The sequence below is a fragment of the Iodidimonas sp. MBR-22 genome (genome assembly GCF_029946565.1).
GTDB classification, from domain to species: Bacteria; Pseudomonadota; Alphaproteobacteria; order Sphingomonadales; family Rhodothalassiaceae; genus Iodidimonas; species Iodidimonas nitroreducens.
In genome coordinates this window covers 1-26,731 of record NZ_JARKVQ010000007.1, presented here as the reverse complement: position 1 = coordinate 26,731, position 26,731 = coordinate 1, and the positions used below count along the sequence as shown (strand labels likewise).

The window sequence follows — 26,731 nt, the reverse complement described above, 5'->3', positions numbered from 1 at the left end:
TTGGCCCCTAAAAGTGATAAAACAGCCGCAGATCCCAGCTCCGGCGATTGCTGAAAAATGCTGTTTCCACGCCCGGAAATTCCGCCAGATTAAAGCCCTGCACGCGGATTTCCCGACCGGTGATATTCTTGCCGCCCGCGCGCAGTTCCCATCTGTCGTCATCGGTTTTCACCGAAATAAAGGCATTGAGCAGAATATATTCGTCCTGACGCAGCGTCGGTGAATCGGTGATTTCATTGGCCACATCACCGCGATAGGCGGCATCCAGATGAAAAACGCCGAGCAGGCCATTGCCAACCGGCTGTTCCCATGTTGCCCCCAAACTGGCATTCCATTTCGGTGAGTTGATCAGGTCACGATCACTGACATCTTCCGGCACACCATTCACCAATGTGATGAACTCTTTATATTCGGCATCCAGAAAGCCAACTGTGGCATTGATGGAAAGACGATCCATGGGTCTGGCCGCGAGTTCAAACTCCACGCCCTGAATGCGGGCCGCGGCTGCGTTGCTGAACAGGCTCTGGAAAAAGCCGGTCTCGGCATCCCGCCCGAAAGACGTCACCTGCAAATCGCGATAACGGCTGTAAAAATAGGTGGCGTTCATAGCCAGCCGATTTTCCAGCCAGCTTGACTTCACACCTCCCTCAAAGGTCCAGACTGTCTCAGGAGAAAAGGGCTGGAACTGGAACTCCGTCGAACCCCGCCCGTCAAATCCACCGCTTTTGAAGCCGCGTGAAACCGAAGCGTAAGTGAGCAGCCCATCCCTTGGCGCATAGGACAAGGCGATCTTCGGTGTCAGCGCATCCCAATCCTCCTTGCCCGAAATGGTGTTGAGCGGCGTGCCAACGCCCGCGAGGAAAGGTGGAAAATCCTGCGCGACCCGAATATCCGGCGCAAACAGCTCGAACCGTCGGCGGGAGCTTTTTTCATCATAGGTATAGCGCAATCCCAGTTCCAAACTGAGGCTGTCGCTCAGATCGATGGTGGAATGGCCAAATACGGCGATGGAATCGGTCCGCTGATCGGTATCGGCGAGCTGGCTATTGGGGGCAAACAGGGCCAGCGGCAATCCGAAAGCCGGCAGCGCCCCTGCCTGCGCATCAAAACCCGATAAGGTGAGGTCAGAATCATGGAAGTAAAAAACGCCGCCGGTGAAGGTAAAGCCCCTGCCATTGTCATAGCTGGCCCGAAACTCCTGACTGACCTGCCACTGATCTTGAAACAATGACACATCCAGCACCGGCAGGGGTGAGCCATCGGTATCGAGGGTCAGATCGAAATCCATCTCCCGATAAGCCGAAATGGATTCCAGAGACCAGCTTTCGGAAATCTGCCAGTCGGCTTTCAAGGTAAAGCCAAAACTGGTCAGATCATTCAACCCGTTGGCATTGGTATCGACCACGAAGGGATCGTCATTAGGCGGCAGAATGACAGATTGGTCCGGTGCATTGAAGAAATCCGGAAAAGCCAGCAGGGGCGTTTCGCGAATGGGGCTTTTCGATGTATCGGGGCGATCCAGCTTGCCATCGGTCGTCAGGCTAAGGGTCAGATCGTCATGAGGCGTGAAGGTCAGCGCCCCGCGCCAGGCAAGGGATTCGGTATCACCGTCACGCCGCCCGGTAAAACTGTTGCGGTTGATCCCGTCATGATTGGTCAGCGCCACCGCCAGCTTGGCATGCAGCTTGTCCTTGATGATCGGGCCGCCAACCCGGCCCTTCAGGGTCAGAAATTCGAAACGGCCGCCGCCGATCTCGAAATCGGCCTCAAAGCTTTCGGGCGGGACGGTGGAAATGAACTTGATGGCACCGCCGGGTGAATTGCGGCCATAGAGTGTGCCCTGAGGTCCGCGCAAAACCTCCACCCGTTCCACATCGAACAGATCAAGAAAAGCGGCCTGCGTTCGGGAAATGAAAACATCATCCACATAAACTGCAACGCCCGATTCGACGAAAGCAAGGGAATCATTCTGCCCCACACCGCGCAGAAAAATAACGGCATTCGATGCATCGCCTTCTTCGAGATACAGATTGGGCACGGCATATTGCAGACCGCTGAGATCATCAGCCTGCAAGTTCGCGATCAGATTTTCAGAAAACGCGGAAACCGCCCCCGGCACGTCCTGAAGCGTTTCCGAACGCCGCCGGGCAGTGACAATGATTTCCTCAAGAACCGGCTGCCGCGCGGAAGAGCCCGCCTGCTCTTGCGCCTCTGCCATCACCGGGAAAAGCGCTATGGCAGCGCAGGCCAACCCCGTCACGGATAAAACACAGTGGCCCAGATGGCCTTGCGCCGGGCTGTATCTCATATCATCCTCCCCTCATTCATGTGCGCGACCCTCGGAAGGGTCGTCTGTGATTAAACACATCATAAACCGGTGGATATGGCGGCGACGAGGACAGCCCGGATCAAACAGGGTGTACAATTTCGCTCATGTCGTCGAAACTACGTCAGCAAGGGAGGATCAGATGGCCCGAACCTTAGGCTTCGACGGTGGTTATGCCGTGCCGATCATGACGCTGAAATCGCTCTCTATCATGACAGCGGCATCGGGCGATATTGTCGCGCGGATCATGCGTGATCTGGGCCTGCCACAAAATCTGGAACGTGCCGGGCCAGAAGACGAGATCAATCTGGCTGATTATTTCCGTGTTCTGGAACAGGTATCGCTGGAAATCGGGGACGAAACCTGCAGGCTGTCGCAGCGCTCGCTGATGCCGGGATCAACGCATTTCGTCTGGTCGGGCGCGGCAGGCGAAGGTGAACTGCGCGCCGCGATGAAGCGAGTGGCACAGGCCTATAACATGCTGCATGGCGGCCATTATAATGGCGTGCGCGAAGATGCCGACAGCATCACCTATCTGATCGATGATCGCGGCTTTCCCTATATGCGGCAGGATGAACAGGGCTATATCCATATCTTTCTGGAATGCGTGCTGGTTTTCCTGCACTGCACGCTCATGCTGCTCGCTGGCGACGCGTTGGACGGCAAGCTGCGCAAGGTCTGGACGCGGCGTCCACGGCCCGAGGGACACAGGGCACATCTGGAATTTCTTGGTGTTCCGATCCGATGGAACGCGCGCACCTATGCCCTGAGCTATGATGTTTCTGCTGCCAGCCTATCTGTGACGGGCAGTCCGACCGGATTGCCTGCGGAAAATGCCGTCTATCGCAAGATTGTCGATCTGATCGAAGCGCGTGGCCCGAAACAGCCGACGCGGATGTCGATAACCGACCGGGTTCGCGCACAATTTGAACATGGCATAAGCGAGCAATCCCTGATCGCGCGGGCGCTGGGAATGAGCGTTGCAACCCTGCGCCGCAGACTTGCGAATGAGGGTGTGGATTTTCGCAGCCTGAAACAGCGGGCGCTCGATGACCGGGCAAAAATCCTGCTGCATCTTGGGTATGATCTTGCCGAGATCGCAGACTTACTGAATTACGCAGATTTTCGCAGCTTCACACGTGCTTTCAAGGCGCAAAATGGCGTCACACCCTCGCAATATAAGCAAGGATGAGCGCGAGATCCAAATGCTCCCCCTGTTGTGGGGCGGGCTGGCCATGCCGGGATCATCTCGCTCGCCTCGCAAAATCGCTGCCCGAGCCTGTTTTTAAGATGTTTTAAATTTACTACCCAACATGGTCGTTTTTATTCCATTATTCTCCTTAAGTTATACAAATATCCGGAGTTTGGCTGATGAGACGATTGTCCCTTTTTCTCGCCTTCATTGCCGCATCTCTTGCGTTCAATGGCCTTGCTTTCAGTGCCCTTGCGCAAGAAGAAATGCCTGCCGTCTCGCCCTTCACCCCAACACCGATTGAGAATAGGGATCAAGAGCTGTGCCGCGCCTTCTCATCGGCGTGGGTCGATGTTTTTCAATCGGAAAAGCCGATAGGTGAAACCTGGCTTGATCTTCAACCGGCCTTTCCCGAAACGGAGATCATCCGCTTTCCGCCCGAAAGGCAGACCCATGCCCGCGCCTATGGCAGATATGGCGGATTATATGATCGATCCTATTTCGCGCCGATCGATATCGATGATGACGGAAATTTCGAGACCCTTCACATTGAAGGCGCAGAAATGGGCTGGAGATATATCGGCGCGCGGCTTTTTCTGGTGGAGGATGCGGATGCCTATCGCAAGGCATGGGCGGCGCATGAAGCCGAACAATCTGATCGCCCCTTTCGGCTTCTTGACCCCCGCTCGGATATGCTATCGGCGGCGAGTGTGGCCGCGCTCGGAGAGACCCCAAAGGCGCTGGCCAGCTATGGCCCAAGCGATGTCGTCACTATCTTCAAACACAACGGCGCTCTTTACACCGCATCTGCGCCGCACCATGACCTTGCGCACCCCACAAGCGCCTCGCTCCTGCGGCTGAGCAACGACAGAAAGCCGGAAACCGTCTGCAGCATCGATCTTTTGCCAAGCATAGACAGCGTTGAAGCCTTTATCGCGCAATCGGCTTTCTTCCATGCAATGAAACCGATCTATGGGGTGCCCCAATACCGATGCCGGGGCACGATGGGGTGGACCGCCGACCCCCTCGAACTGCCCCTTCTGACACTGTTTCATCGGCCTCATGCCATGGCGGCCGCTTTCGAGCGCAGACCCGTTATCGCAACCGCCAAGGCCGACGCCGCGCGGGAGGTGCGATTTCTGGCATGGGGTTTGGACGACCCGACAAGCTGGTCGATTTATGAGGCATATAAGGCAAGTCGGGCTGGATTTATACAGCAGATGACGGCTTATTACCGGCACTTTTTCACCTCAAGCGATGACGAGGCAAAGCGCCTTGCGGAACAGGGCTACCGGTTTCTCGCCGACCGGTTAATCTATAATCATTCGTCCGATCCATTTCACCTGACGGCTGTCATTGATGATGCGCACGGCCCTTTCAACATCACTGGGGAAAGCGCCCCCAAGGATATTGCCGCCGCCGCCATTGATGCGCTGCTCGCGCTTTCACCCGAGCCTGAAACAGGCAAACCGCTTAGTGACGACGGTCTTTGGGACTATAGTATTTGGCACGATGCCGTTCTGGCCGCCACCTACACCCGGCAAGGGGCGGAGCGGGTGCGCCAACTCTTGGAGCGGCTGGAACAGGCGATTTCACAGGCAGGCTTCCGGCGACCAAAAGACAAGCGCATGGAAAACCTGAACGAACTGTTCCTCGCCGCACTGGGGGATGGGCCCCTCATGGAACTCGCCCTGTCACTCGGGGCCGACGTGAATGCACCGACCAACTGGTTCCAAAAAACCCCCTTGATGTACGCGGCCCAAAGAAACGATCTCCCGACAACGCAATTTCTTCTCTCTGAAGGGGCGGACCCTTCTGCCCGCACATCGGTTGATCGGAACGAATGCTATCAGCTGGAACGAGATGGGCGCACGCCGCTGATCTATGCGGCAGAAAACGCATCGCCCGGGCTGATCGAGCTGTTGTTGGAAGCGGGTGCCGATAGCGGGGCGGTGGATAGCATGGGGAATTCGGTGCTCTGGTATCTCGAACGGAATGAACAGTTGACGACCGATGAACGGCAATCGCTCAACACCCGCCTCGGGTCACATCACTAGCCACCGCATGGCGGAGAGCTTATGAGCCATGCGTAAAAGCCGCTGGCATGGAACCGGTATTACCGCCGATCTGTTCCCTTGTCACACCGACTCCATACACAGAGCATGACAGAGCATGGCTGATATCAGCCATTCAAATACGCTGCGATCTGCTGCGCTCTCGTGTTTGCGGCGGCCAAGATAGCCTCTGCCATGGCGGCTGACACACGGGCGTCCAATTGATCTGTCAAGGCTTCTGAGGCACGTGGAAGCGCGCTCACGATCTCGCCCATCGCCTCATGCAGCACGTCGAGCGGGAAGCCTGCGCGCTTTGCGGTTTGCGCAAAATGGCGTGGCGCAATTTCCGTCACCTTATACCGTCGCTTGTCGCCGATCGCCATCGCAAGCCGGAATGCATTGCGGGATATCTGGCGGCAGTCATGCTGCCACTGGGTCGAGAGAATGTCGTAGAGCGGTGTCATCCTGAAGCGCCCCTGTGGTTCCAGAAACAGGGAAAAATTCTTCGCGTGGCCGTCGGTCGCACCGATCAGCCAAAAGATGATCTGGGCCTTCATGAACGCGCGCCGGTCGGCGTCCGGGTGATCGCTCGATTTCAAGAGGGCGAGGCAGTTTTCGATGCCGGGGCCGCCGTCGCTTTCATATTTGCCGGTCGGCAGGATGCCGAGCGCCTGACATAAATCTTCCTGAGGAAGCCGCAGGAGACGCCCTTTGCCGTCAAGGCGGCGATCAAAGCGCTCAATGCTGAGAACAAGAAGATCATCGTCAAGCTGAAGGATTTCAGTCGGGGCCACGGCCAGCCCGAGCGCGCTGCAAAGCGCCATAGAGACATGCTCGTTCTGCACGCTTTCGGAGAGGTCCACCTCACCACCGGGGGTTTGGACCCTCCCGATCTGGGGCTTCAGGATATGGGTGGTCGGGGTGGTGCCGGTCGGCATCATCCACTTGCCCTCATGATAAAGAAGGGCGGTTTTGTCCTGTGCGCCCGCCAGCGAAATCCGAAAGCTATCATCGCCGCCACGCATGCCAAGAGGCGCGACGCTGAGCGAGCGAATGCGCTCGGCGATTGCCTCTGCGCTGATGGGCTCGCCTTCCGGCGGGCCGGGCGGTGCGGGCGGCATGTCTTCCGGGAGAAACTGAAGCGCGCCAACGCAATCGCGGCCAAGCGCGGCGAGCATCGAGAAAGCATCGGTCCCGTCGGCACCCACTCTGGCCGCGATCCGTGCCCGGATGCGATCATCGTCGGGAAGCAAATTGTCGAAGACCGCCCTGACGGCAAGGCCGGTAAAGGGCCGGTCTACGAGCGGCATAGAGCGGGAGACCGGGATTGCATACTCCCAATCGAGCCAGTCCTGGACGTAGCCGAAGCGCGTCGCACCATCGGCGGCGCGCCCAAGCCTGCCCACAACACGCCCGTTCAGCGCGACGGTGAGCACGCCGGATTTGCGTTTCCGGCCCATCAGAACAAGTCCTCAAGACTTGGAGATGTCTTGCCGTCGCGCGGGCTGAGCGCCACCTCAAGCCCAAGGGCGGCCATGATGTCGAAGATAACCTGAAGCTCGGAGCGCGGCTTGCCACCCTCAACGGCTGAAATCGTCTGCTGACGCAGTCCGGCTTTTTCGGCGAGCTGTGTCTGGGTCAGGCCCTGACGCTTTCGCTCCCGTTGAAGCGCTGCGCCGAGCTGTTGGGGATCGCGTATCGGCATGGTGTTCCTCCACCATTCAATATACGCGAACGCGGATAAAAAAGCAATATCCGCGTTCGATGATAAAATAATTTTATCCGCAAGCGCGGATGAAAAGCCGATGCCCACAGAAGCTGCTTAAAAGCGCCAAAGGAATTATTTTATGGGGGGAAAATGGCGCGCTCGGAGAGATTCGAACTCCCGACCCCCAGATTCGTAGTCTGGTGCTCTATCCAGCTGAGCTACGAGCGCGTGATCATCATCAATTTTCAGCCGCACAGCATTGCGGTGAGGTGGCGGACCATATAAACATCCATGAAGGCTGGCAAGCCCTTTATTCACAGAAATCACAGTTCTGTGGCACGATAAGGATATGGCCGCTTTTCATCAGGGGATATCCGCATGCGCATCATAACCATCGCCAAAAGCTTCAGACGTATAAGCGCCACAAAAAAGGGCATCCCGCTCATGGCCATGCTGTTTGTGGCTGGCTGTTCTGCCAATGAGGGATCTTGGCCGCGATTGGCGGGAGATCCCCCCGCAAGCGAAGTAACCCTGCTGCCCACCATTGCCATGCCACCGCCTTCACCTGTCGGCCAAAGCCAAAGCCCCCTTGAAGCCAAGGCCGTGCTTGCAGAACTGCCGACCCGTCTTGAGGCCCTGCTCGGGGACGCTGCCCAAAATCGCCGCTATTATGAAGAGGCCAAACAAGCGATAAGAATTGAGGAGAATACACAATTACAAGGCATGAGCTATCGCACGGCCCAAGTCGCGCTTTCACGCTTGAGCCAAGTGGAAAGCCGGCTTTCCGCCCTGTGGCGCACCACCGATACGGCCCGCGTCACCCTTTATGCCGGCCAGAATAATGGCGATGATGTGCCCGGCCGGGATATCGAAAGCAGCCTGCAAAGGCTGGAACAGGCGGTGGCCGGGCTCAATGCCTATCTTCAGGAAGAACGGCAGGCCTTGATCCAAACATCAGCCCAAACATCGGACAGCCGATGATCAGGCCGCCGCCGCCTTGCGCAAAAGCAGGGCATGAAGGGCATCGCCGCCCTCCGCCCCACGTAATTTTTCACACAGGGCCTTATCCCGAAACAAACGGGAAACCCGCGCCAAAGCCTTGAGATGATCGGCCCCTGCCCCTTCGGGGGCAAGCAGCAGAAAATAAAGATCAACCGGCCGATCATCCATGGATTCAAAATCGATAGGCTCGTTGGTGCGCGCAAACAGCCCAAACACCTTATCAAGACCCGGCACTTTCCCATGGGGAATCGCCACGCCCTGGCCCACACCGGTAGTGCCCAAACGCTCGCGCTCGGTCAGAATGTCGAAGATCGTTCGCTCCGGCATTCCGATAAGCTCGGCCGCATGTGCAGACAAGTCTTGCAGAACCTGCCTTTTGCTTCTGGATTTGAGCCCCGGCAAAATGCTTGCGGGCCCGATCAGATCGTCGATTTCCATCCCGCTCCAACCTGTGTCTGAACACTGAGTGCAGCCCTTAAAAAGGCCTGCGCATCCTTAAATCTTCGTTTCAGCGGGATCAACCCAACCGATATTGCCATCCGGCCTGCGATAGACAACATTGAACTGGCCATTTTTGCGATTGCGAAACATCAACGCCGGCTGATCGGACAAATCCATCAGCATCACCGCATCCCCAACCGAGACATGGGGAATTTCGGTGCGCGTTTCCGCCACGATCACCGGCTGATCATCTGCCAAATCGCCATCACCATGGGCGCCATTCAAATCTGCCGCATCATCGGCATCTTCTTCATCAGGCTGCAAAACATAAGCCTGAGCGATCAGCGCCACTTCTTCTTCCATCCCGGCGCGACCGGATGTATGGCGATCTTTAAGGCGTCGTTTATGCCGACGCAACTGCTTTTCCAGTTTATCCAGCGCCAGATCAAAAGCCGCATGGGCATCATCGGCTTCAGCGCTGCTTTGCATATGAATGCCATGGCGCACATGCAAGGAACAATCGAAATGGAAAAAAGGCCCGTTTTTCGAAAGGGTGACATGGGCTTCGATCGAGCGACTGAAATATTTCTCGACCATCGCCTCAAGGCGAGTATCGATATAGGTTTTCAGTGCATCACCAACATTAATTTTCCGCCCGGAAACATTGATCTGCATCCTGTCAGCCTTTCCATCCGTTTGATTGAACCAAAGAAGCATCTGTCGCTGGTGGTTGAGACATAAAATGCGACGACATGGCTATATTAGCACAAACCCCCATGGGGGCTGCAATCACATCCGCGATCAATTCTGCAAACACTGCGGCGATGGCTTATCAAAAAAGCCGGGATCAGGCGCTCATCCGCTTTTCCCGGCGGCGCTGCACACTGGAAGGAATACGCAGGGATTCCCGGTATTTTGCCACCGTTCGCCGGGCAATATCGATCCCTTCGGCCTTTAGGATTTCGACCAGCCGATCATCGGATAAAATCTTTTTGGCATCTTCGGCATCGATCAATTGGCGGATGCGATCACGCACCGATTCCGAGGAATAGGCATCGCCACCTTCCGAAGACTGGATCGCCGAGGTGAAAAAATATTTTAATTCAAACACCCCGCGATTCGTCGCCATATATTTGCCAGAGGTCACCCGGCTCACGGTGCTTTCATGCATATCGATGATTTCGGCAATATCGCGCAAGGTGAGCGGCTTCAGATGCCGGACACCATGGGTAAAAAAGCCTTCCTGCTGCCGCAAAATCTCGGTGGAAACCTTCAGGATCGTCCGCGCCCGCTGATCCAGCGCCTTCACCAGCCAATTGGCGCTGGATAAACAATCCGAAAGAAACTGCTTGTCATCCTTGCTGCCTTTTCGGCTGCTCAACTGGGTGAAATAATGCTGATTGACCAGAACCCGGGGCAAGGTGTCGCTATTAAGCTCCACAGTCCATTGGCCATCATGGGTCCGTCTGATGAACACATCGGGCACCACCGGCTGCGCCTCTTCACTGCCAAATGCCAGGCCCGGCTTGGGGTCCAGTTCCCTGATCTCGGCGATCATCTCGGCCAGATCTTCATCATCCACGCCGCATAAACGCTTCAAAGCCGCCAGATCGTGCCGCGCCAGAAGCGACAGATTTTGGAGCAAAGCGGCCATGGCAGGATCATAGCGATCCCGTTCAATCAATTGCAGGCGCAGGCATTCCGCCAGATCGCTGGCAAAAACACCCGTGGGCTCAAGGTTTTTGAGACGATTGAGAATATCCGCCACCGCCTCCGGGCTGCTGCCCAATCGTTCGGGAAGATCGCTGATATCCCCCACCAGATAGCCCGCATCATCAATCATATCGATCAATTCGGCAGCGATCAGCCGATCGGCTGGATCGGATAAAAGCATTTGCATCTGGCTGGTGAGGTGGGTTTTAAGATCGATCCCGGCGCTGGTCCGTTGTTCAAAGCCATCATCATGGCCGAGAGAGCCGCCCGAACCCGTCTGGCCGCCGCCCGAAAGCCCAAGCTGGCCCGAACCGCCAGCCGCATCATATGGAGCATCATGGGGGGCATCATCAAAAACATTAAGCGAAAAATCGGCATCAAGGGGCGCATCATTGGCCGCCACCACGCCATCTCCGGCTAAGCCCGCATCGGCACCATAAACCCCATCATCACGATCATAGCCCGATAGATCGGCCCGGGCGTCTCCGTCCGCAGCATCGGCCCCCTCATTGCCCGAGGCCGTGCCACTTATTTCGGGAGTGGCCAGGTCCAGCAGGGGATTGCGTTCCATTTCCTGCTCGATAAAGCCGGATAATTCCAGATTGGCCATCTGCAAAAGCTTGATCGCCTGCTGAAGCTGAGGCGTCAGCACCAGTTGCTGGCTTTGTCGCAGATCGAGACGCGGGGTCAGGGCCATGAGCTACAGACTGAAAGCCTCCCCCAGATAAATACGCCGCACATCAGGGCTGGCCAATATTTCCTCGGCATTGCCTTCCATCAGCACCCGGCCATCATGAATGATATAAGCGCGATCAATGATATCCAGGGTTTCACGCACATTATGATCGGTGATCAAAACCCCGATCCCGCGATCCTTCAGATGCGCGGTGAGCGAGCGAATATCGGCAATGGCGATGGGATCGATCCCGGCGAAAGGCTCATCAAGCAACACGAATGACGGCTCAGACGCCAAAGCGCGGGCAATTTCACAACGCCGCCGCTCCCCTCCGGACAAGGCGAGCGAAGGGGAATGCCGCAAATGAGCAATGGAAAATTCATCGAGCAGTTCTTCGAGCTTTTGATCGCGTCTTTTGCGCGAAGGCTCGTTCACTTCCAGCACCGCAAGAATATTTTCTTCGACCGTCATCCCCCGAAAGATCGAAGCTTCCTGCGGCAGATAGCCGATCCCAAGGCGGGCGCGGCGATACATCGGCAGCTTTGAAATATCGCGGCCATCCAAGAGAATCGAGCCATGATCCCCGGCCACAAGCCCCACGAGCGTATAAAAACAGGTGGTTTTCCCGGCACCATTGGGCCCAAGCAGGCCCACCACCTCGCCACGCTGCACATGCAGGGATAAATCCCGCAAAATCAGCCGACCGCCAAAACTTTTGCCGATCCCACGCGCCACCAGCCCGCTTTCCGGCAGGGCGGAACCCGCGGCTTCGGTGATTTCGGGTGAAAGTTTATCCATCTCTTGCAAGGTCATAAGATCACGATCATGTCTGGGATATGCTTAATAAATGATGAGCCGCGCCCCGGAAAAAAGGCTTGAATGTAAAAACTGGCGCATTTCCTGCATAGATTTTCCCGGAAGGCTGGTTCGCCCTCCGTCGCCAGCCTCCATCCTCACATTTCAGCGATCGCCTCCATTGTCTTGCGGCTCTGGCCCGGGCTTGTTTTCCCCCGCAGTCCCGCGTTCCTTATCGTTTTCCGGCAAAACAAAACGCCCGCGCACCCGGGCACCGGCATCATCGCCCGGCTGATTTTCACCATCAAGCTTGGTCACCCCTGTTCTGAGATCGATCAGAAGCCGCTCTCCCGCCAGCCGGGTTTCCCCCCGCAGCAAAACCACGCCACCGCCCAAAGTGATGGTGCGATTGGGGATATCATAAACCCCCCATTCCGCGGTTGCCACCTCGCTTGGGCTGGTGATTTTAACATCCCCGGTTACATCCAACCGCTCCATTTCAGGGGTATTTTGCCCATCGATGCTTTTGAAAAACACATGCATCCGTTCAGATGTCAGATTCAGAGAGCCCTGATCCACCTGCACATTACCGATCAACAGGGCGACATCTTCGCGCCCGAGAATTTCCGAGCGATCCGCCGACCATTCGATAGGCTGATCGATATCATGATCCTTTAAGGCCGAAAGACCCTGCGCCATGGCCGCCGAGCCAGGCCCGGAGGCGACAAAAAGAAAAAGAGACAAACCCACAAACAAACCCAGAGCCAAACGCAAAGCCGGGGCCAAACGCAAAGCCGGGGCCCGCATGCCACGCCCGATAGGCGCCCAAAGCGCCAAAGAAGGCCAATGGTTCATCTGTTATCCTTCCTATTTGGTGACGATGGATCTGCTGAGGATGGGGCATCACCCGCGCTTTGACCAGAGCGCGCCGCAGGCACCGTGCGCATCCGCATATTGCCATCCAATTTCATCAGCCGCTGATCGATATCGAGGGTGAAGCTATCCGCCCGCAAGCTGCCAAGGGGCCCTGTGCCCTCGACCGGGCGATCACTGCTGATGATCTTTTTTTCCAGATCAAGCCGCGCGCCAAAACTATCGAGACGATAGCCATCGCTGGTTTCCATATGCATCAGGCCCGGCACCTCGATGCTTTGGGAGGCGGTATCATAGATCCCGCTTTCCGCCACCACTTCCGCGGTGCGGCCTTCTTCCAAAGTCATCTGGGCCCGCAATTCCTGTAATGCGACCCGGGGGGCATCGGGGCTGGATTGCACGGCTTCCCGGGCGCTGATGAAAAACAGACGGTTATGTTCATCGGTCCCGCGATAGGTAGCCCCCACCACCCGCACTTCCTGATCACCGCGCGGCATGGTTTCACGATTGAACACAAAGGAGGATTTTTCATCCACAAACAGCGGCCATAAAAAGCTTAATCCCGCGCTCAGCACGGCCACAAAGATCAGCAGCGGCTTCATCAGCCGCACATAGCGATCATAGGCGGTGATCGGGCGATAGGGGCGCACCCCATCCGGCTTCAAGCGCCGACCGCCCCGCCCCCGCGACCGTCGGCCATCGGCCGCCTGATCATCAGATTTTGGGCCAGACTGATCATGGCCGGGTTGATCATGAATGGGCAAAGAGATCATAATCCTCTCCGGCCAAAAGATCGATCCGGGCGCGGGTAGGCAGAAAAGTGAATGCGGCGCGGGCAATCTCCATCCGCCCTTCGCGTTCCAACAGGGGATCGAGCGCCGCGCGCAAGGCATGAAGATGCAAAACATCCGAAGCCGCATAGGCCTGCTGCGCCTCGTTCAATTCTGCCGCCCCCCAATCCGAACTTTGCTGAATTTTTGAAATCTCGACCCCCAAAAGCTCGCGGCACAGGTCTTTCAGGCCATGGCGATCCGTATAGGTGCGGATCAATCTTGATGCGATTTTCGTGCAATAAACCGGGCCCGCCATCACCCCTAAAGCATGATATAAAACCGCCAGATCAAAGCGGCCAAAATGAAACAGCTTGGTGACCGCCTGATCCGCCAAAAGGGCGCTCAAGCGGGGTGCATCATAGCCCCGACCATCAAATTTCACCAGATGCGCGGTTCCATCACCGGCCGAAAGCTGCACCAGACACAAACGATCCCGATGCGGCTTCAGCCCCATGGTTTCGGTATCAATGGCAACAGATGATCCGAAATCAATATCGTTTGGCACATCGCCATGATGCAGATAAATGGTCATGTCACCTCTCGACGGCTTGGTAAAAACAGCACCCTATAGCGAATAAGGGGCTATGGCCCGGGACGCAAGACGCAAAAACAGCCCTGAGCACGCTTCATGTGAGCCGCAAGGCGAGCGGAAGCAGCAGACGATAAAGCCCTGAGCACGCTTCATGTGAGCCGCAAGGCGAGCGGAAGCAGCAAAAAAAGCCGCGCCCCCATCCCGGATCAGCCAAGCCGCGCCCCTTTGGGCAGGCGCATAGCCCGCTGCACTGCCGGGCGGGCGCCGATCCGCTGATGCCAGGTAAAAAGATGGGGAAAATCAGCGAGCCGCAAACCCGTCCATGCGCTTTCATCGATCCACGGAAAAGCCGCGATATCCGCCAGCGAATAATCCGCTGCCAGATAGGGCCGATCCGCCAGATGAGCATCAAGCATCCGATAGACCCGAGCCACAAGGCCCTGATGATGCCGGATCGCGGCCAAAGGCTTTTCATCGGCCAGTTCTGTCCAGTGATGGGCTTGACCCGACATCGGCCCCACCGATGTGAGGGCGACCATCAGCCATTGCATGACCGCATCACGCGCCATCGCATCATCTGGCAAAAAGCGCCCGAACCGTTCAGCAAAGCGGATCAGGATCGCCCCGGATTCCCATAAGACATGGCGCTGGCCAGCCTTCTGATCTGCCTCATATTCCGGCTCTATCCAGGTGACGATCGGCAGCTTGCCATAAGGGTTGAGCGCCAGAATTTCAGGGGCAAACTGCGCGCCCGTCCGAATATTCACCGCATGGATATGATAAGATAGACCCAGTTCCTCAAACAGGATCGTCACCCGGCGGGAATTGGGTGTGGCCCATAAATATGCTTCGATCTGATCCATTGTGCCTTGCCTTGAGTATCTTTATTGCGTCTGTTTCACTAATATTATTGTATTTATCGTGGCGACAGGCTGAAATGCAGGCCCAAAGCACCCATATAACGCATGGATCTGTGATTTCCCTATGACATTAAACCACCGCCCGATTTTAAATGATCCCATGATTTTTAATTTTCCCATGAATTGTTGTTTTTTTCATATGGTCTGATATTGAGTTGACTCAGTTAGATATCTATAACAATTAACCAAATGACCGGCTCAGGATAAAAAAACCTGCCGGAACGGATCTGCGGGGAGCAGAAAAGTCAATCAGGTGAGAACAGCGCATTGGCTGGAAAAAGCAGCCATCCAGCACAAGGGGACATGATGACATGCTGAAAACATCCGCATCAGCGCTTGCAATTGCAATTGTAAGCGCCACAGGCTCTGGCACGGTTTATGCCCAGACCCAAGCCAATGAAACAACCGGCGAAGAAACCGTGATCGAGGAAATCGTCGTCACCGGCTCGCGATTGGCACGATCCGCGCGCTCCGCATCGGTCCCCATTGCCGCCGTGACCGAGCAGAATTACAAGCTCGCCGGCGCGCTCAATGCCGAAGATCTGCTCAATACCATGCCGCAATTCGTGCCCGCGACCACGGCCGCATCGAATTCGCTGGCCAGCGCCACCGGCACCGGGGCGGCAACTCTTGATCTGCGGGGCCTTGGGGCCACCCGCAATCTGGTTCTGGTCAATGGTCGGCGGTTCGTCTTTTTCGATGGCAGTCAGGTCACCAATATCAATGCCATCCCCACGGCCCTCATCGAACGCACCGAAGTGGTGACGGGCGGTTCTTCTGCGGTTTATGGCTCGGATGCCATCGCCGGGGTCGTCAATTTCATCCTGCGGGATGATTTCGAGGGGATCGAAGCCCGCGCTCAGGGCAATCTCAACAGCCGGGGCGATGGCTTCACCAATGACATTACCCTTACGGCCGGGGGCAATTTTGCCGATGGCCGGGGCAATGCGGTGATTTCGGTCAATTATTTCAAGCGTGACCCCATCCTGACCGATGAACGCAGCTTTTCCGATGGGGTTCTGGGCGATGTCACCATCCCCGGACAGGCCCAGCGGGAATTGGGCGTGGGCGGCAGTTCCTTCGTTCCCAATGGCCGGTTTTCGGGGCTTCCGTTCACGGATGCGGCGCTGGCGGCAAGGCCGGGATTGGCCGAGGCTCTGGCCGCTGCCAATCTATCGGGCCTGGGGGCCGATGGCTTCATTCCCGGCAATCAGGGCCAATCCGTGCGCCCCTTCGCAAGACCCGATGATCTGTTTGATTATTCCGCCGACAATTTCCTGCAAGTGCCGCAGGAACGCTGGTCGATCAACAGCATGGCCCATTATGATCTCAACGATCATGCCACCGGCTATCTGGAAGGCCATTTCAGCAATAATCGCACCACTGTGGGCTTTGCTTCCAGCTTCATCAATGCGTCCATGCCCTTTGAGGTGGATAATCCCTTCCTGAGCCCTGAACTGCGAAATGTTTTGTCGATCGTTGATTCCTTTGAAGCCGGGGCAGCGGCCAATGATGGTCTGGTGGCTTTGAACCCCAATCGGCGGCTTTCAGAAGTGGGGCCGCGCCGCAATGAGGATAATCGTGATGCGTGGCGGGTTGTGGTGGGATTGAGGGGTGATCTTCCCGATCTCGGCGACAGCGTTCTGAAAAATATCGATTATGACCTCTATTATTCCTTCGCACGTACGGAAAACACCCAGACCCAAATCGGGAATGTCTCGCTGTCTGCCTTCCGCGAAGGCGTGCTGTCGGGCTCGGGCGGACCGGATGGGGCGCCCATCGTCAATCCTTTTGGCCCCAATATCAGCCAGGCGGGGATCGATTTCATTGCCGTTGATTCGGTGAATATCGATGTCACCGAATTACAGGTCGCCTCGGCCAACCTCACAGCCGATCTTTTTGAGATGCCCGCCGGGGTGGTCCGCACCTCATTCGGCGCGGAATGGCGGTCGAGCTCGGTCAATTTCAATCCTGATCGATTGCTGGAAATCGGCGATGTCGCGGGCTTCAACCCCATCACCGCCACCGCCGGCTCCATCGAGGTCTGGGAGCTGTTTGCCGAAGCCCGTATCCCCATTCTGCGCGATGCCCCCCTTATTGAATCCCTCGATTTGAACAGCGCCGTTCGCTATTCCGATTATGATCTGGATAATGTTGGCGCGGTCTGGACCTATCTGGGCGGGGTGGATTGGCGGGTGAATGGCCAGATCGCTTTTGGCGGCCAGTTCCAGCGCGCCATCCGCGCCCCCAATGTGGGGGAAGCCTTTGGCGGTCAGCGGCAATTCCCGGTCAATGCCACTGATCCCTGCGCCACCGCCGCCGCTGCCACTGATGCCGCTTTGCGCGATCTGTGCATTGCGAGCGGGGTTCCCGCCAATCTGGTGGGCAATGCAGCGGTGCGGCCCAATCCTGAAATCCCGGGCCTGTTTGGGGGCAATCCCGATCTGGAGGAAGAACGGTCCGATACCATCACCTTCGGGGCGATCCTCACCCCCGATTTCGCCCCCGGCCTGCGCATCAGCCTCGATTATTTCGATATCGAGGTGAAAGATGCCATTTCGCCCTTTGCCGGTGGGGTGAACAATATCCTTGATCTGTGCTTCAATCAGATCCGCGATATCAACAGCCCGGCCTGTCAGGCCATCGCCCGCAATCCCGAGAATGGCATCATCCAAAGCCCGTTTCTGGTGAATGCCGCCAATGCCAATATCGGCCGTCTTGAAACATCGGGGGTGGATCTTCAGGTCACCTACAGCCTTGCCGCAAACTGGGGCCTGTTTGGCCATGACAGCAGCTTTGATTTCTCCCTGAACGGCACCTGGATCGACAGTTTCAAACAAACCCCGATTGCCGATCTGCCAGACAATGTCGATGATTGCCTCGGCCTTTTCGGCCCCACCTGCGGCGAGCCCAAGGCTGAATTCCGCACCACCTCGCGGGTGACATGGACCAGCGGCAAGATCGGTCTTTCGGCCCGTCATCGCTGGATCGATGGCACCGGTCTTGATGTCGTCAATCTGCCCCTGCGTCGGGGTGAAGCGGCCCCGGCGGTCCTCCCTGCCGTCACCCGCTTTGGCTCGGAACATTATCTCGATCTATCCTTCACCTATGATCTGAGCGAGCGGATCAGTCTTTGGGGTGGGGCGAATAATGTGCTGGATAATGGTCCGCCGCTTTTGGGGGCCAATCAGCGCCGGGCCAATACCTTCCCCGATAGCTTCGATGCTTTTGGCACCCAGTTTTTTCTGGGCGCATCGGTTGCCTTTTAAGATGGATTTCCACCCAAACCGACGCACCATCCTGTCAGGCTTCGGCCTGACAGGGGTCTGGGCCGGCAGCCTGATGCTGGGGGGCTGCACCCCCATCGATGACAGCGATATCCTGCGGGTCGTGCCCTATGCCGATCTGCAATCCATTGATCCGGTGGTCACTACCATCGGGATCGTGCAAAGACACAGTATTCTCACTCATGATTTTCTCTTTGGTCGGGATCGGGATCAAAACCCGCAGCCGCAAATGGTCGATACATGGTCGGTCAGCGATGATGGGCTTTCATGGCGCTTTCATCTGCGCGATGGCCTTGCCTTTCATGATGGCAGCCCCGTTACGGCGGCCGATGTGGTGGCCTCCCTCAAGCGTTGGGGGATGCGCGATGCCTATGGGCGGCAGATCTTTGCCATCACCCGAACTTTCGAGGCCATCGATGCGCGCACGGTTTCATGGCAGCTGGATCGGCCTTATGGGCTGATGCTGCATGCCTTGTCGAAAACCGGCGGGCCGGTCCCCGCGATCATGCCCGCCCGATTGGCGCAAACCCCGGCCACAACGCCCTTGCATGAGGTAATGGGATCAGGCCCTTATCGGTTCGTTGCCGAAGAATGGATCCCCGGCAGCAAGGTCGTTTATCGCCGCAATGATGCCTATATCCCGCGCGCCGAACCGCCCAATGGCATGGCCGGGGGCAAAATCGCGCGGGTGGGCACCATTGAATGGCTCAATATTCGTGATCCGCAATCGGCGGTGCTGGCTTTGGCCAATGGCGAGATCGATTTCGTGGAAAATCCGGCCCCTGAATTTCTGCCCATGCTCGCGCGCGAGGGGCTGCGGATCGAGCGCACCGATCCCCTGGGCACTCAAGGCATGTTGCGGATGAACCATCTGCATCCGCCCTTTGATGATCCGCGCGCCCGCCAGGCGCTGTTTCATCTGGTCAATCAGGCGGATTTTCTGCAGGCCATGTTCGGCAATCCCGATATCACCGAAACCTGCCACAGCTTTTTTGGCTGCGGATCGCCTTTATCCACCCAAGCGGGAGTGCCGCCCGGCATCGGCCACGATCGTGAAAAAGCCAAAGCCCTGATGGCTGCGGCGGGCTATGATGGCCGCCCCATCGTGATTTTGCACCCCACGGATATCCAATTCATGAATATCGCCACTTTGGTGCTGGGCGAAGCGCTGAAATCCATCGGCATGACGGTGGATCTGCAGGCCATGGATTTTGGCGCCATGAGCAGCCGCCGCACCAATCGCGCCGCCCCCGAAAATGGGGGCTGGCATATCGGCCTTACCTATTGGCCGGGCAATGATATTGCCGATCCGGTTGGCAATATCCCCTTGCAGGCCAATGGCGATCAGGCCTGGCCCGGCTGGCCCGATGATCCTGTGCTGCAGGCGATGATCGATCGCTTTCCTTATGTGCAAAGCCCAAAGCAGCGCCAAAGCCTGGCCGATCAGATCCAGATCCGCGCCTATCAATCGGTTCCTTATGTGCCCATCGGCCAATGGCATGTGCCGGTGGCCTATAGCCCCCGCCTTTCGGGGGTGCTGAGCGTGCCGGGCACCACGGTTTTTTGGAATATTGAAAAAGGCCCTCGGGTTTATTGAACGCGGCCTGTGCCTCAAGGGGACGGCAGGGGCCCGGCTGCCGCGAAATGACAGGCGGCCTGATGGTCTTCCCCTTGGGGCCGCAAAGGCGGGTCTTCGGCAGCGCAAATGGCCTCGGCCATCGGGCAGCGGGTGCGAAAGCGGCATCCCGATGGCGGGGCCACCGGGCTTGGGATATCGCCTTTCAAAACGATCCTGTGCGAAACCGCATCGGGATCAGCCGATGGCACCGCCGAAAGCAGGGCCTTGGTATAGGGATGATGCGGCGCTGCAAACAAGCGGCGCTTGGGGGCGATTTCAACAATCCTCCCCAGATACATCACCGCCACCCGATCGCTGATATGCTCGACCACCGCCAGATCATGGGCGATGAACAGATAGGCCATGCCAAAGTCCGCCTGCAGATCCATCAGCAGATTGATCACCTGCGCCTGTACCGAAACATCGAGGGCCGAGACCGGCTCATCCAGAATGATCAGCCTGGGGCGTGTGGCCAGTGCCCGGGCAATGCCGATCCGCTGGCGCTGGCCGCCCGAAAATTCATGGGGATAGCGATCCGCCTGATCGGCCCGCAGGCCCACCCGTTCCAATAGGCCGATGACCTCAGCGCGGAGCGCCTGGCCTTTGGCCAGACCATAATTGCTGATCGGCTCGGCCACCGCCTGGGCAATGGTGCGGCGGGGATTGAGCGAGGCAAAAGGATCCTGGAACACGACCTGCAAATCCCGCCGCATGGCCCGCAACTGGCGGCGGTTCGCCTCGCCCATGGGTTGTCCGGCAAGGCTGATAGCCCCCGCTGTGGGCTCGGTCAGGCGCAGGATGGCGCGGCCCACGGTTGATTTACCACAGCCGCTTTCCCCCACCAGCCCCAAAGTCTCGCCCCGGTTGATGGTCAGATCGATGCCATCCACGGCCCGCACCCATTGCCGTGGCTCCCCCAGCAGGCGTTTTATAAAGCCACCGCCCAGATCATAATGTTTGACCAGCCCAGCGATGCGCAAAAGGGGATCGTCGGCCATCAGAGCGGCTCCATTTCATGGGCACGCCAGCACGCCGCCAGATGGCCGGGATCGCGGGCTTCAAGAGGGGGCCTTTCCCGATGGCAGCGATCCACGGCATATGCACAGCGCGGGGCGAAGGCACAGCCGATGATCGGCTGATCCAATCGCGGCACGGTGCCGGGGATTTCAAGCAATCGGCCGGCTTTTTCCGCTTTCAGGCTCGTCCCCAATCTGGGCACCGCCCCCAATAAGCCACGGGTGTAGGGATGCCGGGGACAGCGCAGCAGATCGCGCACCGGGCCTTCTTCCACTTTGCGCCCGGCATAGATCACGATCACCCGTTCCGCCATTTCAGCCACCACCCCCAGATCATGGGTGATCAGCAAAATGGCGGCTTTGGTGCGATCCTTCAGATCCCGCATCAGATCCAGCACCTGCGCCTGAATGGTCACATCCAGCGCTGTTGTCGGCTCATCGGCGATCAGAATGCGGGGCCCACAAGCAAGAGCCATGGCAATCATCACCCGCTGGCGCATGCCCCCAGACAGCGCATGGGGATAAGCATCAAGGCGCTTTTCGGCTTCGGGGATCTGCACCAGCCGCAGCATATCCAGCGCCCGCGCCCGGGCTTCGGGCCGATCGGCCCCCTGATGCAGCCTGATGGCCTCGCCAATCTGCTGGCCGATGCTGAGCACGGGATTAAGGCTGGTCATCGGCTCTTGAAAGATCATCGAAATATCATTCCCGCGCAGCTGCCGCATCTGGCGTTCGGAGAAGCCAAGCAGGGATTGCCCCTGATAAAGAATATCGCCGCCGGTAATTTTTCCCGGCGGATCGGGGATCAGGCGCATGACCGATAGGGCGCTGACACTTTTGCCCGATCCCGATTCCCCTACGATGGCTAAAGTCTCACCGGCCCCAAGGGTGAATGACAGGCCCTGTACCGCCTGCAGCCATCCGCCCTCGGTGCGGAAGGACACATCCAGATCACGCAATTCAAGCAAAGGCGCGGCGGGCAAAGGAACAGCGGCGTTCATAGGCGGCTCACAAATCGGGGGTCGAGATGATCGCGCAGGCCATCCCCAACGAGATTGACCGCCAACACGGTGATCGACAGGGCCAGCCCCGGCAGCAGAACCAGATGGGGCGCGATATGAAAAACCGTTCGGCCTTCAGCGATGATATTGCCCCAGCTTGGGATGGCGGGCGGCGTGCCCGCCCCGATGAAGCTCAAAATCGCCTCGGTCAGCACGGCTGAAGCAAAAATATAGGTGCCCTGCACCAAAAGGGGAGCCAGCATATTGGGCAGCACATGACGCCACAGGATCGCCAGAAAAGGCGTGCCAGCGGTGACTGCGGCTTCCAGAAACGGCTGTTCTTTCAATGACAGCACAACACTGCGCGCCAGCCGGGCCACCCGGGGCACTTCGGCCACCGTGATGGCGATGATGACATTGGTGAGGCTGGCACCGGTCAGGGCGATCAGGGCTACCGCCAGAAGAATCGATGGAATCGCCATGATCCCATCCATCACCCGCATCAGAATCTGATCGATCAGCCGCACAAAACCGCTCAGCAGACCAACAGCCAACCCAAGGACGATGCTGAACAGCGCTACCCCCAATCCCACCGCCAGCGATATCCGCGCCCCATAAACCGTGCGGCTGTAAACATCCCGGCCGATCAGATCACCGCCGAACCAGAATTGCCCATCGGGGGGGCGAAGGCGATCGAAAGGTGCAATCCTCTGGGGATCGATGGTTCCCAGAACAGGGGCGGCCACCGCTGCCAAACCCATCAGCAGCAGCAAAAGCCCCCCGATGATCAGGGTGGGATGACGGCGCCACAAACGCCCAAAGGATTGGCGCGGGCTCAATATCTGATCCGTGGATCAAACAGGCCATAGCTGAGATCAACCAGCAGATTGATCAGAACATAGGCCATGGAAAAAATCAGGATGATCCCCTGGATCACCGGATAATCGCGGCGCAGAATGGCATCCACCACCAAGCGCCCCATGCCCGGAATATTGAACACCGTTTCGGTGACGACAACCCCGCTGATGAGCAGGGCAAAGCTGATACCGATCACCGTGATGATCGGCACCGCAGCATTTTTAAGGGCATGGCGGATCAGGATCGCCGGGGCCGACAACCCCTTGGCCCGCGCCGTGCGAATATAGTCCTGACCCAGAATTTCCAGCATCGAAGCCCGGGTGATCCGGGCGATCAGGGCCGCATTGACGATCCCCAAAGACAAAGCCGGCAGCAAAAGATGCGTCGCCCAGGGCCAAAATCCATAAGCGATCGGCACATAGCCCTGCACCGGCAGCACATTCCATTCCACAGACAACAGCATGATCAAAAGATAAGACAAAACGAACACCGGCATCGAAAAGCCCAGCACCGCAAAGCCCATCGCCAAACGATCGATAATGCGCCCGGATTGCCAGGCAGCCACCACCCCCAAAGGCACGGCGATCAAAACAGCGATGAACAGCGATGCCGCCGTCAGGGCCACGGTCGGCTCCAGCCTTTGCACGATCAGATCCAGCACCGGCCGATTGGAAAAAACAGAGGTGCCCAGATCGCCGCGCAATACGCCCGCCACCCAATGACCAAAGCGCACGAGAAAAGGATCATCAAGGCCCAGAGCCAGCCGCAGGCGGGCGATATCGTCCGCCGTTGCCTGTTCACCGGCCAGAACCGCTGCGGGATCCCCCGGGGTGAGATAGAGCAGGGAAAACACGATGATGGCAACGATCACCATCACCGGGATCGTCGCCAATAAGCGGCGGATCGCATAGGCAAGCATCAGGCCCGCACCCCCGATGCGGCTGCGAATACGGCTAAGGCAGCGGCTGCGGCCCGGGGATCAGCGCTCATGGGCAAAAAACTGAAATTCATGGATAATCCGGTCATCAAAGCAGATGACCATCGAAGCCCCATCAAGTCAATATTGGTTGCATGATGTTTAAAAGCCGTAGCGGCCTTATTCCGGCTTGGGCGCGCGTTCTTTGCGCGATTGCAGCGCGAAAAACCCCACGATCACGATCAGCAGCGCCAAAAAGCCCCCAATGGCCAGAGGATTGGGGGCAACGAACACCGTTCGATAGAAAATGCCCCCCAAAAGCCCCCCGATACAGGGGCCAACCGCCGGCACCCAGGCATAGCGCCAGTCCGATGGCCCTTTTCCGGGAATGGGCAGCAGGGCATGGGCGATGCGCGGCCCCAGATCGCGCGCCGGATTGATCGCATAGCCGGTCGTGCCGCCCATAGACAGCCCAATGGCAAAAACCAGCAGACCGACCACCAGCGGAAACATGCCTTCGGTGAATGTGTTGGCACCAATGGCCAAAACGCCCAGCACCAGAATGAAGCTGCCCAGCACCTCGCTCAACAGATTGGCGGGCCCATGGGCAATGGCGGGCGCGGTGGCGAAAACGGCGCGCTTGGCCTCGGGGTCGGGCGTTGCCGCCCAATGGGGATAATAATGCAGCCACACCAGCACCGCGCCGATGAAGGCCCCCAAAAGCTGCCCGGCGATATAAAGCGGCACATCGGCCCAGGGAAAAGCATTGGAGACGGCCAAACCCAGTGTGACCGCCGGATTGATATGCGCGCCGGACATACCGCCCACCATATAAACGGCAACCGCCACCCCCATGCCCCAACCGGCCGTGATGACGATCCAACCCGCCCCTTCGGCCTTGGAATGACGGAGCACAACCCCGCCCACAACCCCGCCGCCGAACAGGATGAGAACCATCGTGCCGATCACTTCGCCCAGAAATGGTGTCATGCAATGCCCCCGCTTTTCATGAAATCTGCGCTGTTTTTTATTTCGTCAGGCCCGCCAAAGCCCTTGCGGCCCATGGTAATCCCCCCATTTTTAATGGGGGGATTACCACAGTACTGCAGGGGGGATTAACCACAAGAAGATCGCGTCAAATATTAACAACTCTCAAAAGAAGCGTCAGGTAAAATCCACCTCACAGAACCACTGCGAAGCAGCCAACCCAGAATACAGCGTCCGCTTCCAACCATTGACTGGTAAGTTCGGCTCATCCGCTATTACTAAAAGGTGCTCTTGAAACTGCTTAGAGTTTAAGTTGCTCAGCGTGGACTTGCGATAAGATATTAAGGGAGTGAGTTCCTCCCATACGCGAGTGCGGTAACGTGACGCAAGTTTGCAGGCACAAAAGTGCGCCTTGACACGTTGTTTATCCTTCTCGGACCAAGCAGCTGGCGGTCTCACTTCAAAATCAACGACCATTGGAATTTCTTCACGAATGGATGCCGAAGTCCATTTCTCAAGAAAAAAATGATCGTCATCTAAGTACGGATGCAGTGGCTGAAAGTTCTCATCCGTTGGAAAACTGCCTCCCATCCCTTTGTTGCAGACTTGGCATGCGGGAACCAAATTTAGGGGTAGAACAGCGTATGTTGGAAAATATGCCTTCGGCAAAAAGTGATCAGTTGTACCTAACTCACCAAATTCACCCATTTCACCGATACCGCCACAATATGGGCATTCTTCATGGGCGGACAATTTAATCTGATCATAGATTTTTCTTGGTTTATCTTTGGATTTCACAACACCCTCGTCGTATAAGCTCACCAACTCCCCTTTTGAGAGTGATCCCAAAACGATCGCATGTGGTTGACCGCGAGCGGCTCTTGGAAGCTTGCACCAAGTTTTTGTCTGCGAACTTTCATCAAACCTTTCGTATGCCTTAACGACGTCTGCACGATTATTAAAAAATTTTGATTTAAGCGTCTGGTCTGCTAGACTTGAAGTTATCTTATCGTACAAATAAATCGAATCATAAGGTGGCGCGTCTAATTTTCTCATTCTTTAATAGACTCTTCGTCGCGATTAATAATCATCGCCTTGAGCATTCCTCGAGCCTCATAACCCAGACTGCCGCCCAAAATCTCAATAATTTCATCGTAAGTTCCACCTTGCCCAACTAGTTCGGAAAGTACGGTGTGGAATCCTGATCGAAAAACTTCAAGGCCAAACACTTCCCGGGTTAAGACACCCACATTTTCACCGAAAGTCTCTGTATCTGGGCGCTTTTTCTCTGATACGAGCTTACGCCGGCAGACCTTCCAAACACAAGAACTAGGAATTTCTTGCAAAACAACGGGGGAGTGGGTCGCAATTATGGCGACTGCATTACGCGTGTGCAAAAGCTGGCTTAAGCTTCGCATCAGAGCAGAAAGTAGAGGTGGGTGGAGATGCGTCTCTGGTTCGTCAAACAGCACCAGTGTCCTCTCCTCGACCTTAGCCACTAAGAGAGTCATCGTCAGGATTACGACTGCGTGCCCTGAACTCATCTTACCAATCAAAAATAGCGCACGTTCTTTTAGCTCCTTGTCGCGCAAATCTACCAATGACAAAAGCTGCATATCGAAAAAATTCTCATCACTGTGAAGAGTTTCGATCGCATGGACCCAACGATTTCGTCTCAAGTCATTCTCAAAGCAAAAAACGATTCCTGCTGCGAATTCCTCTAAAACCTGATCCTTGGATTTGATGATGGCACCGCCCTCATCCGCATAATCCGTTAAGCCGATATATGTGTAATGGGTATCATCTCCGTCTTTTGGGAGGTCGAAAGGGTCAAAAACGCTAAAGGCAACTGACACTAAGTTCGGGAAGTAACCATCGTCTTTTGTGATTTTTTTAGTCTCTCCATTGAGATGCCCCACGTTTTCTAGACACCTGCCTCTTTCAGTTTCTGCTGTCTGGCTTCGAAGTCAACGGGCGACAACA

The 26,731-nt window shown here is 56.9% G+C and carries 23 protein-coding genes and 1 tRNA gene; 5 read left to right on the top strand and 19 right to left on the bottom strand.

The window, feature by feature from the left end; translation table 11 throughout:
• Nucleotides 1-7 precede the first annotated feature (7 nt).
• Nucleotides 8-2,308 (bottom strand): TonB-dependent receptor, encoded by a 2,301-nt coding sequence (locus QK300_RS06865; RefSeq protein WP_281300966.1) that lies wholly within the window; start codon nt 2,306-2,308, stop codon nt 8-10.
• Nucleotides 2,309-2,468: 160 nt separating this feature from the next.
• On the opposite strand from QK300_RS06865, the gene QK300_RS06860 reads away from it, so the two are divergent.
• Nucleotides 2,469-3,518 (top strand): AraC family transcriptional regulator, encoded by a 1,050-nt coding sequence (locus QK300_RS06860; RefSeq protein ID WP_281300965.1) that lies wholly within the window; start codon nt 2,469-2,471, stop codon nt 3,516-3,518.
• Nucleotides 3,519-4,081: 563 nt separating this feature from the next.
• Nucleotides 4,082-5,575 carry an ankyrin repeat domain-containing protein gene (locus tag QK300_RS06855; RefSeq protein ID WP_281300964.1) on the top strand — a complete coding sequence of 498 codons (1,494 nt, stop codon included), beginning with the start codon at nt 4,082-4,084 and terminating at the stop codon, nt 5,573-5,575.
• 125 nt (nt 5,576-5,700) lie between these two features.
• Here the strand turns inward: QK300_RS06855 and QK300_RS06850 are convergent, their stop codons facing one another.
• The 3 genes from QK300_RS06850 to QK300_RS06840 all read right to left on the bottom strand — a co-directional run bounded on the left by QK300_RS06850 (nt 5,701) and on the right by QK300_RS06840 (nt 7,508).
• Nucleotides 5,701-7,032: a HipA domain-containing protein gene (locus tag QK300_RS06850; RefSeq protein WP_281300963.1), complete on the bottom strand. Its 1,332-nt coding sequence runs from the start codon at nt 7,030-7,032 to the stop codon at nt 5,701-5,703.
• Nucleotides 7,032-7,385 (bottom strand): helix-turn-helix domain-containing protein, encoded by a 354-nt coding sequence (locus tag QK300_RS06845; protein WP_281300962.1) that lies wholly within the window; start codon nt 7,383-7,385, stop codon nt 7,032-7,034. The genes QK300_RS06850 and QK300_RS06845 overlap by 1 nt, the downstream gene beginning before the upstream one ends.
• A gap of 46 nt (nt 7,386-7,431) precedes the next feature.
• Nucleotides 7,432-7,508: transfer RNA gene (locus QK300_RS06840), tRNA-Arg, on the bottom strand.
• Between the two features lie 216 nt (nt 7,509-7,724).
• Between QK300_RS06840 and QK300_RS06835 the strand changes: the two genes are divergently transcribed.
• The gene (locus QK300_RS06835) at nt 7,725-8,261 is read left to right on the top strand and encodes a hypothetical protein (RefSeq protein WP_281300961.1); all 537 of its coding nucleotides are present in this window, start codon (nt 7,725-7,727) and stop codon (nt 8,259-8,261) included.
• Here the strand turns inward: QK300_RS06835 and ptsN are convergent, their stop codons facing one another.
• The 8 genes from ptsN to QK300_RS06795 form a co-directional block, all read right to left on the bottom strand.
• Nucleotides 8,262-8,720, bottom strand: a complete 459-nt coding sequence (ptsN, locus tag QK300_RS06830) for a PTS IIA-like nitrogen regulatory protein PtsN (RefSeq protein WP_281300960.1) — start codon at nt 8,718-8,720, stop codon at nt 8,262-8,264. It lies immediately after the preceding gene.
• Between the two features lie 57 nt (nt 8,721-8,777).
• Nucleotides 8,778-9,398 (bottom strand): ribosome-associated translation inhibitor RaiA, encoded by a 621-nt coding sequence (gene raiA, locus QK300_RS06825; protein ID WP_281300959.1) that lies wholly within the window; start codon nt 9,396-9,398, stop codon nt 8,778-8,780.
• A 172-nt stretch (nt 9,399-9,570) separates the two neighbouring features.
• Complete coding sequence (rpoN, locus tag QK300_RS06820; protein ID WP_281300958.1) at nt 9,571-11,133, bottom strand: RNA polymerase factor sigma-54; 1,563 nt, start codon at nt 11,131-11,133, stop codon at nt 9,571-9,573.
• 3 nt (nt 11,134-11,136) lie between these two features.
• Nucleotides 11,137-11,910: an LPS export ABC transporter ATP-binding protein gene (lptB, locus tag QK300_RS06815; RefSeq protein ID WP_281300957.1), complete on the bottom strand. Its 774-nt coding sequence runs from the start codon at nt 11,908-11,910 to the stop codon at nt 11,137-11,139.
• Nucleotides 11,911-12,072: 162 nt separating this feature from the next.
• Nucleotides 12,073-12,762 carry an LptA/OstA family protein gene (locus QK300_RS06810; protein WP_281300956.1) on the bottom strand — a complete coding sequence of 230 codons (690 nt, stop codon included), beginning with the start codon at nt 12,760-12,762 and terminating at the stop codon, nt 12,073-12,075.
• Nucleotides 12,759-13,553: an LPS export ABC transporter periplasmic protein LptC gene (lptC, locus tag QK300_RS06805; protein WP_281300955.1), complete on the bottom strand. Its 795-nt coding sequence runs from the start codon at nt 13,551-13,553 to the stop codon at nt 12,759-12,761. The genes QK300_RS06810 and lptC overlap by 4 nt, the downstream gene beginning before the upstream one ends.
• Nucleotides 13,531-14,145 carry a hypothetical protein gene (locus QK300_RS06800; RefSeq protein WP_281300954.1) on the bottom strand — a complete coding sequence of 205 codons (615 nt, stop codon included), beginning with the start codon at nt 14,143-14,145 and terminating at the stop codon, nt 13,531-13,533. Before QK300_RS06800 ends, lptC begins: the two co-directional genes overlap by 23 nt.
• A 206-nt stretch (nt 14,146-14,351) precedes the next feature.
• Nucleotides 14,352-15,008 (bottom strand): glutathione binding-like protein, encoded by a 657-nt coding sequence (locus QK300_RS06795; protein WP_281300953.1) that lies wholly within the window; start codon nt 15,006-15,008, stop codon nt 14,352-14,354.
• 368 nt (nt 15,009-15,376) lie between these two features.
• Here QK300_RS06795 and QK300_RS06790 point away from each other — a divergent pair, with 368 nt between their 5' ends.
• Both QK300_RS06790 and QK300_RS06785 read left to right on the top strand, forming a co-directional pair.
• Nucleotides 15,377-18,334: a TonB-dependent receptor gene (locus QK300_RS06790; RefSeq protein ID WP_281300952.1), complete on the top strand. Its 2,958-nt coding sequence runs from the start codon at nt 15,377-15,379 to the stop codon at nt 18,332-18,334.
• A 1-nt stretch (nt 18,335) separates the two neighbouring features.
• The gene (locus QK300_RS06785) at nt 18,336-19,949 is read left to right on the top strand and encodes an ABC transporter substrate-binding protein (protein WP_281300951.1); all 1,614 of its coding nucleotides are present in this window, start codon (nt 18,336-18,338) and stop codon (nt 19,947-19,949) included.
• A 14-nt stretch (nt 19,950-19,963) separates the two neighbouring features.
• Here QK300_RS06785 and QK300_RS06780 read toward each other — a convergent pair whose 3' ends face one another.
• The 7 genes from QK300_RS06780 to QK300_RS06750 all read right to left on the bottom strand — a co-directional run bounded on the left by QK300_RS06780 (nt 19,964) and on the right by QK300_RS06750 (nt 26,667).
• Nucleotides 19,964-20,968, bottom strand: coding sequence for an oligopeptide/dipeptide ABC transporter ATP-binding protein (locus tag QK300_RS06780; protein WP_281300950.1), 1,005 nt, complete (start codon nt 20,966-20,968; stop codon nt 19,964-19,966).
• Nucleotides 20,968-21,987, bottom strand: a complete 1,020-nt coding sequence (locus QK300_RS06775; RefSeq protein ID WP_281300949.1) for an ABC transporter ATP-binding protein — start codon at nt 21,985-21,987, stop codon at nt 20,968-20,970. The genes QK300_RS06780 and QK300_RS06775 overlap by 1 nt, the downstream gene beginning before the upstream one ends.
• Nucleotides 21,984-22,829, bottom strand: coding sequence for an ABC transporter permease (locus QK300_RS06770; RefSeq protein WP_348651844.1), 846 nt, complete (start codon nt 22,827-22,829; stop codon nt 21,984-21,986). Before QK300_RS06770 ends, QK300_RS06775 begins: the two co-directional genes overlap by 4 nt.
• Entirely contained in the window at nt 22,823-23,764 is a 942-nt protein-coding gene (locus QK300_RS06765) for an ABC transporter permease (protein WP_042084028.1), read from the bottom strand. The genes QK300_RS06770 and QK300_RS06765 overlap by 7 nt, the downstream gene beginning before the upstream one ends.
• A 177-nt stretch (nt 23,765-23,941) precedes the next feature.
• A complete protein-coding gene (locus QK300_RS06760) occupies nt 23,942-24,751 on the bottom strand; it encodes an MIP/aquaporin family protein (RefSeq protein WP_281300947.1) in 810 nt (269 codons plus the stop codon).
• 174 nt (nt 24,752-24,925) lie between these two features.
• Complete coding sequence (locus QK300_RS06755; RefSeq protein WP_281300946.1) at nt 24,926-25,804, bottom strand: hypothetical protein; 879 nt, start codon at nt 25,802-25,804, stop codon at nt 24,926-24,928.
• Nucleotides 25,801-26,667 (bottom strand): AAA family ATPase, encoded by an 867-nt coding sequence (locus QK300_RS06750; RefSeq protein WP_281300945.1) that lies wholly within the window; start codon nt 26,665-26,667, stop codon nt 25,801-25,803. The genes QK300_RS06755 and QK300_RS06750 overlap by 4 nt, the downstream gene beginning before the upstream one ends.
• Nucleotides 26,668-26,731: the final 64 nt, after the last annotated feature.